Here is a 12,283-nt window from a genome sequence, read left to right as displayed (position 1 = left end):
GACGAGTTCCGCGATGACCACAGCTGCTTCGACAATGGGGGTGGGAACGTACCCAATTTATGGTGGGAACGTGCCCACCGACGCATCGAAGACTCGTGGCAGCGCACCGATCTGTCAATGACTTGAAGGCAACTCGCCACCGTGGTCCGGTTTTCAGCCGTCGGTCCCGGGGCCCTGGCGCGCCCCGCTCGAGCCGCCGTCTGCAAGAATTGCCGCTGGTCACCTCCGCGGCCGGCACGGCCGCGACCGCCGAGGGGGTAGTACATGGCCGGGAACCGCCGTCCCACGATCAAAACCGTCGCCGCCCGGGCCGGCGTGGGCCGCACCACGGTGTCCCGCGTCGTCAACGGCTCGGATCTGGTCAGTGCCGATGCCCGGTCCAGGGTCCTGGCCGCGATCAAGGAGCTCAACTACGTTCCGAACTCGGTCGCCCGCGGCCTGGTGACCAACCGCACCGACGCCGTGGCCCTGGTGATTCCCGAATCGGAGAGCCGGCTCGGTTCGGAACCCTTCTTCGCCGCGCTGATCCGGGGCGTCAGCGGCGCCCTCGCCGAGAGCCGGACCCAGCTGCAGCTCATGCTCGTCCGCGACCAGGCTGAACGGGACCATCTGACCGAGTCGGTGGCGGCGCGCCGGGTGGACGGCGTTCTGCTGGTCTCCGTCCATTCGGAGGACCGGCTGCCGGGCATGCTGGAGGAGATGGGGCTGCCCACCGTGCTGGCCGGCCGCCGCGACGCGGGTGAGCGGCTGAGCTACGTCAACGCCGACAACACCGGAGGCGCCACCGAGGCTGTCCGGCACCTGCTGCGCAGCGGCAGGAGCAGGATCGCCACGATCACCGGGCCGCTGGACATGGACGTCGGCCGCAGCCGGCTCGGCGGCTGGCGCGCGGCCCATGAGGAGGCGGGGATGCCCGTGAGGGAAACCCTGGTGGAGGCGGGCGACTTCACCGAGGAGAGCGGCCGCCGCGCCATGCGTTCGCTTCTTGAACGCGTCCCGGACCTGGACGCCGTCTTCGCCGCCTCCGACCTCATGGCGGTCGGCGCCCTGGCGGAACTGCGCCGCCAGGAACGGCGGGTGCCCGGTGATGTCGCCGTCGTCGGCTTCGAGGACTCCGTCCTCGCCCGCCACACCGACCCGCCCCTGACGACGGTGCGTCAGCCGGTGGAGGAACTGGGCCGCACCATGGCCCGGATCCTCACCGACATCACCCGGCACGGCACACCCCGGCAGCAGGTGACACTGCCGACGGAACTGGTGGTGCGCGAGTCGTCGTAGACGCACGACTCCCCGTCACGCGCACTGCCCGGCACCGGTGTTCGGCGCCGGGCAGTGCACGTCTCGGTGGTGGCCCAGGGGTGCGGCGGGTGGGGTCAGGTGTTCAGGGTCCATTTCTGGTTGGCGCCGCCGGTGCAGGTCCAGATCTGGGCGGGGGTGCCGTTCGCGGAGTTGTTGCCGGTGACGTCGAGGCACTTGTCCGCACCGGTGTTGACCACGTCGTGGGTCGTGGCGCTGTACGACCACCGCTGCGCCGTGCTGCCGTTGCACGTGTAGAGCTGTACTCGTGCGCCGTCGGCCGTGGAGGCGGCGCTCACGTCCAGGCACTTGCCGAGCGCCCGCACGCTGCCGTCGGCGCCCACGGTCCAGCGCTGGGCCGCCGTGCCGTTGCAGGTGTACAGCTGCACCGCGGTGCCGTCGGCCGTGGCCCCGCCCGCTACGTCGAGGCACTTGCCCGCGAGTCCGGTGAGGGCGCCGGTGCCGCCGCCCGGGTTGCCCGACGGGGTGCCGGACCAGGTGAAGGTGGCCGTGGTACGGGCGGGCAGGGTGTAGGTGAAGGACTGGCCGCCCCAGTCGACGCGGACCGAGCGGGCCGAGGTGCCGCCGTTGTGGGCGATGAGGGCCTTGGAGCCGTCGGGGTTGCGCCAGGCCACGTTGGGCACCGTGCCACTGGCGGTGGAGGCGATCCGGTGGGCGCCGGGCCTGACGAACTTGGTCAGGTGACCGGTGGTGTAGTACTCGATCGTGTAGTCGACCTGCCCTGCCCGCGGGCCGCCTTCCTGCACGGTGATCAGCCCGGTGCAGGTGCCGCAGCCGCCGTTGTGCGGCCCCCTGTCCTGATTGAGCACCAGGCTCCACTTGACCAGGCTGCTGCTCCAGTTGCGCGCGTAGCCCACGATGTCGGCCAGGTCCTCGTTGTGCTGGTTGCCGATCCAGGTGCCGCCGGAGTGCTCGGTGCTGAACTGCCGCACGTTCGGGTACTGGTCGTGCACCTGGCTGCCCACCGCGGGGTCACCGGCGTAGCCGTGCCAGGCGATGCCGCCGAAGAGCGGATCGTTGCGCACCCCGGCGTCCGCGAGGACGGGAGCGCCGAAGTTCGCGTAGTCGCCGTAGTTCCAGTCGTGGACGAGAACCTTGGTGTCGATTCCGGCGGCGCGGAAGGCCGGGTAGACGTGGTTCTTGGTGAACTCGACCAGCCCGGACGGGTTCCAGCTCATTCCGGGGTAGTTCGTGACTCCTCCACCCCGTAAACGGGGCGGCTTCTCGCTAAGCGGGTTGAGCTTCGCGACGGACCAGCCCGGCCCGTAGGACGTTCAGGGCGCCCACCGTGTCCGCGTGCGCTCTGTGGCCGCACGAAACGCAGTGGAACTTCTCCTGGGTGGGCCGGTTCTCCTTGGCGGTGTGCCCGCATTCGGGGCACCGCCGGGAGGTGTTGCGGGGGTCCACGGCGATGACTTCCCGTCCGGCGCTTTCAGCCTTGGCGTGCAGGATCGTCAGGAACACCCCCCATCCGGCATCGGCGATCGAGCGGTTCAGTCCGGCCTTGGCGGCTGCCCCGTTGGGCAGGAACGTACCCGGCTTGTCGGGGTCGGGCTTCGGCGCGGGGGTCTTGCTCATGTTGCGGATCTTGAGGTCTTCGTGCGCGATGAAGTCATGCTCACGGACCAGCGTGAGGGCGGTTTTGTGTGCGTGGTCGAGGCGCTGGCGCCGTACCTTGCCGTGCAGCTTGGCGACCTTCTCCACGGCACGCTGGTGGTTGGCGGTGCGGTCCTGGGCCTTGCGGCGTGGGAACCGGGACAAGGCCTGTTGCGCGGCTTCGAGCTTCACGGCGGCCTTGTGGCCGTGACGCGGGTTGGGCACGAACTCGCCGTTCGAGTCGGCGAGGAAGTTCGCCAGGCCCATGTCGATGCCGACGACACGGCCCGTGTTCGGCAGCGGCTCGCACTGTTCCCGCTCCGCGGTCAGCACGACGAACCACTTACGGCCCTCGCGCTTGACGCTGACGGTCTTGACCTTGCCGGTCACCGGCCGGTGCTGGTTGACCCTGACGTGCCCGACGCCCTGGAAGCGGACGCGGGTGACCGGATCGTGCGGGGTCGAGTCCCACCGGCAGCCGTCCCCGTCCTTGGGGAAGTCCACCGTGTCGAACCAGTTCACACCCCGAAACCGCGGGTATCCGGGCGTCTCGCCGGCCTTGGTGCGGCGGAAGAACGCGGCGAACGCCTTGTCGAGACGCCGCAGGGTGGCCTGCTGGGAGGAGAAGGACCAGCGGCCCTGACGCTCCGGGTCGAACGCGCGGATGTCCTTGAGCTGCGCGGACTGCATGCCGTACCTGATGCTCGTCTTCGACACATGCCGGTAGGCGTCGCGGCGTTCCTGCAACGCGCCGTTGTAGAGCGAGCAGTGATCGGCCAGCATCTCGTAGAGGGCCTGCTCCTGGCGGACGGTGGGCCGCATGAGGAACTTGTACGCACGGATCATTCAGCCCACCCCCCACGGTCTGAGTCGCCTCGATTCTATCATTTGGTTCATGTCACCACGTTGGGAACCAAACCCTGATATACGGCGAGGTCGTCACGTCGTCTACCACCTTCATGCACACTTGGTGTTTGTCACCAGGTATCGGCGGACCGTCTTCAACGACGAGATGCTGACGCGCTGCGAAGAGATCATGCGGAAGGTCTGCGAGGACTTCGAGGCCGACCTGATCGAGTTCAGCGGCGAAGAGGACCACGTGCACCTGCTGGTGCACTACCCGCCGAAGGTTGCCCTGTCGAACCTGGTCAACTCCCTCAAGGGCGTGTCCTCGCGCCGGTTGCGGCAGGAGTTCACCGGCCGAGTGAACCAGGCGATCATGCACGGCCGGTTCTGGTCCGGTTCCTACTTCGCCGGAAGCTGCGGCGGTGCGCCGCTCCAGGTGGTCAAGGATTACATCGAGAACCAGAAGCGGCCGGACTGAGCGCGGCTGTCGTCGTGGAGCATTCCGGAGCGATGCTGCGGCGCTCTGCGCCGCAGGGCTCAGGATCGAATTCCCTCCCGCCTGAAGGCGGGGATTCCCTCCGAAGAAGAGGGATGGGAGCGCTGCCCGCCATATGGCCGGAAATGCCCTGATCGGCGGGTGTGGTCCCCGTGGGTCCGACGTCCGGCACGAGGATTCCCGAAGAGCTCGCAGAAACGGGGGCGCCGCTCTCCGGCCCTCGGTCCCGGACTTTGAACTCTCCGATGACAAAGTATGGACATGTCAGGCAGAAGTCTCTAACTTGGCGGCGCGAGTGCAGTGCCCCGCAGCAGACCGGAGCGAGATCCGGCACGGTCCGGTCCCCACCTCCTGGAGGACCAATGCCCCCACGTCTGTTCTCCCGCGCTCGAAAACACTTCATCCCCTTACTGTTCGCGGGGACCCTGGCCGCCGGTCTGTGTTCCGCCCCGCCGGCCGCCGCCGCTCCCGCTCCCGCTCCCGCGGACATCCCGCCCCAGGAACCCGGGGTCACTCTGCGCGTGTTCGACGTGCAGACACCCCTGAGCAAGCTGTGCACGCTGAAGCCGGGGCAGACCCCCAACCACGACAAGCTGATGCCGACGGTCGACTGGTCCACGGAGGCCGACTTCGGCGGACTGTCCGACCACTTCGTCGCGGAGGCTTCGGGCTACCTCGACGTTCCGCGCGACGGCTCGTACGTGTTCCGCCTGACCAGTGACGACGGCTCACGGCTGGTCATCGACGGCGACCTCGTCATCGACCACGACGGGCTCCACGGTGCCGAGCCGAAGGACGGTACGGTCCATCTCACCGCCGGTGCACACCCGTTGCGCATCGACCACTTCGAGCGCGACGGCGGGCAGCGGCTCCAACTGGCCTGGAAACCGCCGGGCGAGGGCGACTTCACGGTCGTTCCCCGCGAGGCGCTGAGCACCGACGCCGACGTCGTCCGCGTCACCGCGCCGGGCCGCAAGGAGTGCGAGGCGAGCGGCGACTCCCCCGGCGACGGTCTGCCGCTCACCGACGTACGGCCCGACCTGACCCTCACCGACCTGCGCCCGGACGGCTTCGAACCGCAGGTCAGCGGCATGGACTGGCTACCCGACGGACGGCTGGCGATCAGTACCTGGGGAGGTACGGACAACGTTGCCGGAGAGGTCTACCTGCTCGACGACGTCACCGGCGCCACCAGCCGCGACAAGGTCACCGTCACCAAGGTGGCGAGCGGGCTGCGCGAGCCCATGGGGATCAAGTACGTCGACGGGGCGCTGTACGTCTCGCAGAAGCACGAGCTGACGCGGCTCGTCGACCGGGACGGCGACGAGGTCACCGACGAGTACCGCACGGTCGCCACCTGGCCGTACGGAGGCAACTTCCACGAGTTCGCCTTCGGCCTGCTCTACCGCGACGGCTACTTCTACGTGAACCTCTCCGTCGCCATCGACCTCGGCGGCGCGACCACCGTGCCGCAGCCGGCGCCGGGCCGCGGGGCCACGTACAAGGTCAGCAGGAGGACGGGGAAGATCAGTCCGGTCGCGGGAGGGCTGCGGACGCCCAACGGCATCGGCTGGGGACCCGACGGCAGCATCTTCGCCACCGACAACCAGGGCGGGTGGCTCCCCTCGTCGAAGCTCGTCCAGATCAAGAAGGACCGCTTCTTCAACCACTACACCGAGCCCTCCGGCCCCTTCGACGACTCCCCCGCCACCGAGCCGGTGCTCTGGCTGCCGCAGAACGAGATCGCCAACTCGCCCTCCACTCCGCTGTACCTGAAGAAGGGCACGTTCGCCGGGCAGATGCTGCTGGGTGACGTCACCTACGGCGGCCTGCAGCGCGCTTTCCTGGAGAAGGTGAAGGGCCAGTACCAGGGTGCCGTCTTCCGCTACACCCAGGGGCTCGAAGCGGGCGTCAACCGCATCACCCTGGGCCCCGACGGCGCGATCTACGCCGGCGGCCTGGGCGCCGGCGGCAACTGGGGCCAGGAGGGCAAACTCAAGTTCGGTCTGCAGAAGCTGACCCCGAACGGCGGGAACACCTTCGACGTCCGGACCATGCGTGCCGTGCCCGGCGGTTTCGACCTGACGTACACCCAGCCGGTGTCCGTCGCCACCGCCGAGGAACTCGCCGCGCACTACCGTGCCGAGCAGTGGCGTTACACGCCGACCGCGGACTACGGCGGCCCGAAGATCGCCGAGGAGCGGCTCGCGGTGCGCTCGGCGACGCTCTCGAAGGACGGCCGTACCGTCAAGCTCCGGCTGGACGGTCTGAAGCCGGGCCGTGTGGTGCACGTCCGCTCCCCGCGCCCCTTCACCTCCGCCTCCGGTGAGCAGTTGTGGAACACCGAGGCCTGGTACACCCTCAACCGGATACCGGGCGAGCAGCCGCCGCCCGCCACCCGGTACGAGGCCGAGGAGGCTCGCCTGACGGGCACGGCCGGCGTCAACACCGACCACGTCGGCCATTCCGGCAGCGGCTTCGTCGACCGTTACGCCACGGAGGGCAAGGCCGGCACCACCTTCGACGTGACGGTCCCGAAGGCGGGCGCCTACGACGTGGGCCTGCGTTACTCCAACGGGCCCAACCCGTTCGAGGGCACCAAGACCCTCTCCCTGTACGTCAACGGGAAGAAGGCGCGACAGACGAAGCTCGCCTCCACCGGTGACTGGGACTCGTGGTCGACACAGACCGAGAAGCTGGGCCTGCGCGCCGGACACAACACGGTCTCCTACCGGTACGACCCGGGTGACACCGGCCATGCCAACCTCGACATGATCAGCGTCCATCCGCACGGAGCCCCGGTCACCCTCTTCGACGGCACGGCCGGCTCACAGGACCAATGGCAGCACACCGACGGGAGAACCCCGCGGTGGCCGCTCACCGACGAGAAGTCGATGGAGGTGTGCTGTGGTGACCTCCGCACCAAGGACGCCTACCAGGACTTCGCGCTGCACGTGGAGTTCCGCGTCCCGCTGCTTCCGCCCGATGTCACCAGGCAGGACCGCGGCAACAGCGGCATCTTCCTCCAGGACCGCTACGAGCTCCAGATCCTGGACTCCTACGGCGACACCACACTCGGCACCGACGAGGCCGGGGCGTTCTACCTGAAACGGGCGCCCGACACGAACGCGGCCACGGCGCCCGAGACATGGCAGACCTACGACATCGTCTTCCGCGCGGCCCGCTTCGACGAGAGCGGCCGCAAGACCGCCGATGCCCGGGTCACGGTGGTGTGGAACGGAAAGAAGGTCCACGACGACGTCGCGCTGGACGGGCCCACCGCGTCGGGCAGGGCCGAGACGCCCGCAGCGGGAGCCGTCCGGCTCCAGGACCATGGAAACCCCGGGAACAGGGTCCGGTTCCGTGACATCCGGATCACACCGCTGGCCCCGCTGAACTGACGCCCGGCCCGGCGCCGGCCGGCGGACCGCGTGGTGCGGGGCCCGCGGGACGCACGGACACGAGGGGCGCACGAGCTGTCGAGTTCGTGCGCCCCTCGGGCTTCATCCGGATTTCGGTGGTGCCGGTTCCCGCTGCCGGAAGGCCCAGTCCATTCTCGGCTCGAACACGGCCCGGAAGGCCCGCCGCACCGGTGCCGTGCACAGGACGGTCACGACCACGGCGGCGACGACGGTGACGGTGATTGCGCCGAGCGGGCGGTGGAACCAGTCGTTGTGGGACCAGTGCCAGTGGTTGGCGGCCTGGATGACGAAGCCGTGCAGCAGGTAGCCGTACAGCGTGCCGGCACCGAGCGCGGTGTACCACGTCCGGCGTCGCGGAACGAGGGCGAGGAAGCAGGCGACCAGGACCGTCGAGCAGCCGAAGATCGCCAGCGTCATGACGGGCCCGTACCAGGCGGGCGCCGCGAGGTCCTCGGCACTGGAGTTGTGGAAGAACCAGGCGTAGTTCATCCGCGTCACGGCCCAGTACGCCATGACCAGCGCGCCGAGGAAGACCGGTACGGCCAGGATGCGCACCTGACGGCGCCGCACCCTTTCGAAGTGTTCCGGCTTGAGGGACAGGCCGAGTACGAAGTAGGGCAGGAACTGCAGGGTGCGGTGGAGGTCGAGGTCCTTGCCGATGGACGGGGCGAGGGTGGCCAGTGCCGCGATGGTGAGGGCGAGGGGCAGCGGCCACCGCACGGACCGCCAGATCGGGGTGGTCAGCCGCCAGATGAACAGCGCGGCCAGGAACCAGGTCAGGTACAGGGGGTCCAGCAGGCTGATCGAACGGTCCGGCTTGTCGTCACTCCACCGGGTGAAGAAGGTGTACGCCACCTCGAAGACGACGTAGGGCACGGCGACCCCGGTGACCAGACGCTTGATCCGTCCCGCGCTCCAGTCGAAGCCGCGCGAGAAGTAGCCGGAGATGACGATGAACGCCGGCATGTGGAAGGCGTAGACAAGCGTGTAGAAGGCGGTGACGGTGCGGCTCTCACTGCGCAGCGGTTCCCATGCGTGGCCGACCGCCACCAGCACGATGGCCAGGTACTTGGCGTTGTCGAAGAGCGCGTCCCGCGGTTTCGCCGACCGGGTGCGCGCGCCGGCCGGTGCGGCGGCGGCGCGGGTCTCCCCCGTGGCCGGTGCCGTCCCGCCGGGCGTCGTCGGTGGCCCGTCCGTCTCCCCGGGGCTGCGCGAGGGCAGCGTTTCTTTCACGATTCCTTCCTTCGGGAACCCAGACAGAGCAGAACACCTCTTACGAGAGTTGCGTATGCGACACGAGAGTAACGACTCGGGAAACCGTAACCGGGGCGGACGCCGGGGTAAACCCGGGCCCGCGCTCGTGTCACCGTTGCGCGCGCGTACGTCCACCGGCTCCCGGACCCGCGGAATCCGCCTGCGCCACGGCTGTCCACTTTCGGCCATTCACGCCGTGGGGGCACGCAGCGAACCCCTCCTCGATCTCCACCGCCTCTATGCTTCTACGTGCTTGTAGAAGGCCCTTGCCGGATGCCCGCGAGGGTGTGCGGCGTCGCGCCTACGGAACAATCGCACGCGAAGGAGTGAACGCCGCGATGGTGTTCAAACGACTGCTCGGTTCGCTCGGAGTGGGTGGCCCCACGGTCGACACGGTCCTCGACCCCGGTGCGCCCCGGCCCGGAGCCGCACTGACCGGGCAGGTTCACCTCAAGGGTGGAGACGCCGACTTCGACATCGAGCACATCACGCTGGAGCTGGTGGCCCGGGTCGAGGCCGAGCACGGGGAGGGCGAGAGCGAAGGCGTCGTCGCCTTCGAGCGATTCACCGTGGGCGGCGGCTTCCGGCTCGCCGCGGGCGCGGCGCACAGCGTGCCGTTCTCCGTGATGCTGCCCTGGGAGACGCCCGTCACCGAGCTGCACGGCCAGGGCCTCGGCATCGTCCTGGGCGTGCGCACCGAGCTCGCCGTGGCGGGCGCCAGGGACAAGGGGGACCTGGACCAGCTGAACGTCGGCCCCCTGCCCGTACAGGAGGCGATCCTCGAGGCGTTCGGCGGGCTGGGCTTCGGCTTCAGGTCCGCCGACCTCGAGTACGGCCGCATCGGCGGCACCGGCCAGCAGCTCCCCTTCTACCAGGAGATCGAGCTGACCCCGGCGCCGCAGTACGCCCACCAGGTCAACGAGGTCGAGGTGACGTTCCTCGCCGGTCCCGGCGGCATGGAGGTCGTACTGGAGGCGGACAAGCGCGGCGGGCTCTTCTCCTCCGGCCACGACGCGGTCAACCGGTTCACCGTCTCCCACGACGGCGTCGAGCACCAGGACTGGAACGCCGTCGTCGACGACTGGATGCGCCGGCTCGTGGAGCACCGGGCCTCGTACGGCGCGTATGCCGGCCACGGGTACGGCGGCCACCACGTCCACGACGGGCACCACCACGACGGCCACCGCTCCGGCCCCGGCATGGGAACCGTCGTCGCGGCGGGCGCGGCCGGGCTCGCCGTCGGTGTCGTCGGCGGCATGGTCGCGGCCGAGGTCGTCGACGAGGTCGGGGACTTCTTCGAGGGCGACGAAGACGAAGGAGGGGACGAGGACTGATCAGTGCGCGGTGCCCCCACCCCTCGCCTTCTACATAATTGTAGAAGATAGGCTGCCGATACACGGACGCGAAGAGGCGAGGAGTGGGTGGACATGGGCGTCATCGCATGGCTGGTACTGGGGCTGCTCGCGGGAGCGGTGGCCAAGGCCGTCCTGCCCGGACGTGATCCGGGCGGGCTCATCGGTACGACGGTCATCGGCATCGCGGGGGCCTTCCTCGGCGGCTGGCTGTCGTCGCAGTTCCTGGGCCGTCCGGTGCAGCGGGAGTTCTTCGACGCCGCCACCTGGGGCTCGGCCATCGTCGGCGCGCTCGTCCTCCTCATCGGCTACCGCGTCCTCTTCGGCAACTCGCGCGACTGAACCACCGAGCACGAGCAAGGACAACCAAGAAGGAGCAGGCAGTGGGTGTTTCCCTGTCCAAGGGCGGCAACGTCTCTCTCAGCAAGGAGGCCCCGGGGCTGACCGCGGTCGTGGTCGGCCTCGGCTGGGACGTCCGCACGACCACCGGCACCGACTACGACCTCGACGCCTCCGCGCTGCTGGTCGACGGCTCCGGCAAGGTCCTGTCCGACCAGCACTTCGTCTTCTACAACAACCTGAGGAGCCCGGACGGCTCGGTGGAGCACACCGGTGACAACCTCACCGGCGAGGGCGAGGGCGACGACGAGAGCGTCAAGGTGAACCTCGCCGGCGTGCCCGCCGAGGTCGACAAGATCGTGTTCCCGGTCTCGATCCACGACGCCGAGAACCGCGGACAGAGCTTCGGCCAGGTCCGCAACGCCTTCATCCGCGTCGTCAACCAGGCCAACAACCAGGAGATCGCCCGCTACGACCTCTCGGAGGACGCCTCCACCGAGACCGCCATGGTCTTCGGCGAGCTCTACCGGCACGGTGCCGAGTGGAAGTTCCGCGCCGTCGGCCAGGGGTACGCCTCCGGGCTCTCCGGAATCGCCGCCGACTTCGGCGTCAACGTCTGACACCGAGCCGGACCACACGCCGGGCCGACCCGTACGGGTCGGCCCGGCGTGCTCGTTCCCTACCGGACGGGCGGGATGCGGTAGACCGAGACGTGGGAGCGCGACTCGGCGGTGAAGGGGGCTCCGGCCCAGTCCGCGTGCCTGGCCTCCAGTTCGAAGCCGGCCAGCTGGGCCATGAGGTCGAGTTCGGCCGGCCAGATGTACCGGTGGGGGCTGCGGAACAGCAGCGCCTGCCGGGTCCCGTCGAACCGGAAGTGGTGCGACACCACCTGCTGACGCAGGACGTCGTACGTGTCCAGGCCGATGTATCCGGGCTCGGACCGCCAGACCGTGGCCTCCTGGCCCGGTGGGAGCTTGCGCAGCTCCGGCACCCAGAGCTCGATCACGAACCGGCCCCCGGGGACGAGGTGACGGGCGGCGTTGCGGAAGCACTCGACCTGCTCGGTCTGGGTGAGCAGGTTGGAGATGCTGTTGTAGACGAGGTAGACGAGGCTGTACCCGCCCGGCGCGACGGTGGTCGTCATGTCACCGATGACCACCGGGATCGTCGCCTCGTCCGCCTTGGTCCGCAGCCTCTGCACCATCGGGACGGACAGCTCGATGCCGGTGACCGGCACCCCCCGCTCGGCGAGGGGGACCGCCACCCTGCCGGTCCCGATGGCGAACTCGAGCGCGGCCCCCTCCCCGGCGAGGCCGGCGAGCCGGTCGACGGCCGGCCCCAGGGTCTCGGGCGCGAACATGCCGGTGCCCGGCGTGTCGTAGCGCTGTGCGGTGTCGGCGTCCCAGATCTCCTCCTGCTGCATTCCGCCAACATGCGCCGACAACCCGTGTGCTGTCCACCCGATTCCCGGGGGTCGGTTCCACCCCTGGGTCCGGTCCGTCCCGCGCCACCGCCGGCCGCTTCAGTGGCCTGCAAAAGGCGGGCGTGTGAGGGTCTGGTGAGGGTCGTCAGGCGAGGAACGGGGCAAGCGTTTTGTGCATATGCACCTGATAAGATCATCGAACTTTCAGTAGACTGACGGCGCGTCATGAACGCGTACG

General features: G+C 69.2%; 9 protein-coding genes and 1 pseudogene. 6 read left to right on the top strand and 4 right to left on the bottom strand.

Annotated elements, in window-relative coordinates:
• The first annotated feature begins 264 nt into the window (after nucleotides 1-264).
• Nucleotides 265-1,278: a LacI family DNA-binding transcriptional regulator gene (locus AC6F7H_RS32165; RefSeq protein ID WP_500761361.1), complete on the top strand. Its 1,014-nt coding sequence runs from the start codon at nucleotides 265-267 to the stop codon at nucleotides 1,276-1,278.
• 95 nt (nucleotides 1,279-1,373) lie between these two features.
• On the opposite strand, the pseudogene AC6F7H_RS32160 reads toward AC6F7H_RS32165, so the two are convergent.
• A pseudogene (locus AC6F7H_RS32160) lies at nucleotides 1,374-2,507 on the bottom strand (lectin); the annotation flags it as partial.
• A 37-nt stretch (nucleotides 2,508-2,544) separates the two neighbouring features.
• Nucleotides 2,545-3,759 carry an RNA-guided endonuclease InsQ/TnpB family protein gene (locus tag AC6F7H_RS32155; RefSeq protein WP_500761359.1) on the bottom strand — a complete coding sequence of 405 codons (1,215 nt, stop codon included), beginning with the start codon at nucleotides 3,757-3,759 and terminating at the stop codon, nucleotides 2,545-2,547.
• A gap of 49 nt (nucleotides 3,760-3,808) precedes the next feature.
• Between AC6F7H_RS32155 and tnpA the strand changes: the two genes are divergently transcribed.
• Together tnpA and AC6F7H_RS32145 are read left to right on the top strand one after the other, a co-directional pair.
• Nucleotides 3,809-4,237 carry an IS200/IS605 family transposase gene (gene tnpA, locus AC6F7H_RS32150; RefSeq protein WP_500761357.1) on the top strand — a complete coding sequence of 143 codons (429 nt, stop codon included), beginning with the start codon at nucleotides 3,809-3,811 and terminating at the stop codon, nucleotides 4,235-4,237.
• 380 nt (nucleotides 4,238-4,617) lie between these two features.
• Nucleotides 4,618-7,656: a 3-keto-alpha-glucoside-1,2-lyase-like domain-containing protein gene (locus AC6F7H_RS32145; RefSeq protein ID WP_500761355.1), complete on the top strand. Its 3,039-nt coding sequence runs from the start codon at nucleotides 4,618-4,620 to the stop codon at nucleotides 7,654-7,656.
• A 102-nt stretch (nucleotides 7,657-7,758) separates the two neighbouring features.
• Here the strand turns inward: AC6F7H_RS32145 and AC6F7H_RS32140 are convergent, their stop codons facing one another.
• Entirely contained in the window at nucleotides 7,759-8,910 is a 1,152-nt protein-coding gene (locus AC6F7H_RS32140; protein WP_500761353.1) for an acyltransferase family protein, read from the bottom strand.
• A gap of 359 nt (nucleotides 8,911-9,269) precedes the next feature.
• Between AC6F7H_RS32140 and AC6F7H_RS32135 the strand changes: the two genes are divergently transcribed.
• From AC6F7H_RS32135 to AC6F7H_RS32125, 3 genes are all read left to right on the top strand, one after another.
• Entirely contained in the window at nucleotides 9,270-10,265 is a 996-nt protein-coding gene (locus tag AC6F7H_RS32135; RefSeq protein ID WP_500761351.1) for a sporulation protein, read from the top strand.
• A 93-nt stretch (nucleotides 10,266-10,358) separates the two neighbouring features.
• On the top strand, nucleotides 10,359-10,625 hold the full coding sequence (locus AC6F7H_RS32130) for a GlsB/YeaQ/YmgE family stress response membrane protein (protein ID WP_363036376.1): 267 nt from the start codon (nucleotides 10,359-10,361) through the stop codon (nucleotides 10,623-10,625).
• A gap of 41 nt (nucleotides 10,626-10,666) precedes the next feature.
• The gene (locus AC6F7H_RS32125; RefSeq protein ID WP_500761349.1) at nucleotides 10,667-11,242 is read left to right on the top strand and encodes a TerD family protein; all 576 of its coding nucleotides are present in this window, start codon (nucleotides 10,667-10,669) and stop codon (nucleotides 11,240-11,242) included.
• Between the two features lie 59 nt (nucleotides 11,243-11,301).
• Here AC6F7H_RS32125 and AC6F7H_RS32120 read toward each other — a convergent pair whose 3' ends face one another.
• Nucleotides 11,302-12,045, bottom strand: a complete 744-nt coding sequence (locus tag AC6F7H_RS32120; protein ID WP_500761347.1) for a class I SAM-dependent methyltransferase — start codon at nucleotides 12,043-12,045, stop codon at nucleotides 11,302-11,304.
• Nucleotides 12,046-12,283: the final 238 nt, after the last annotated feature.

This window comes from Streptomyces sp. MMS24-W38 (assembly GCF_059889265.1).
The sequence above is the reverse complement of the archived record's forward strand: the minus strand, read 5'-3'. Positions and strand labels throughout refer to the sequence as shown.

Bases quoted from the DNA above. Each gene is read 5' to 3' on its own strand.
- AC6F7H_RS32165 (WP_500761361.1), top strand. From the start codon at position 265: ATGGCCGGGAACCGCCGTCCCACGATCAAAACCGTCGCCGCCCGGGCC.
- AC6F7H_RS32155 (WP_500761359.1), bottom strand. From the start codon at position 3,759: ATGATCCGTGCGTACAAGTTCCTCATGCGGCCCACCGTCCGCCAGGAG.
- tnpA (WP_500761357.1), top strand. From the start codon at position 3,809: ATGTCACCACGTTGGGAACCAAACCCTGATATACGGCGAGGTCGTCAC.
- AC6F7H_RS32145 (WP_500761355.1), top strand. From the start codon at position 4,618: ATGCCCCCACGTCTGTTCTCCCGCGCTCGAAAACACTTCATCCCCTTA.
- AC6F7H_RS32135 (WP_500761351.1), top strand. From the start codon at position 9,270: ATGGTGTTCAAACGACTGCTCGGTTCGCTCGGAGTGGGTGGCCCCACG.
- AC6F7H_RS32130 (WP_363036376.1), top strand. From the start codon at position 10,359: ATGGGCGTCATCGCATGGCTGGTACTGGGGCTGCTCGCGGGAGCGGTG.
- AC6F7H_RS32120 (WP_500761347.1), bottom strand. From the start codon at position 12,045: ATGCAGCAGGAGGAGATCTGGGACGCCGACACCGCACAGCGCTACGAC.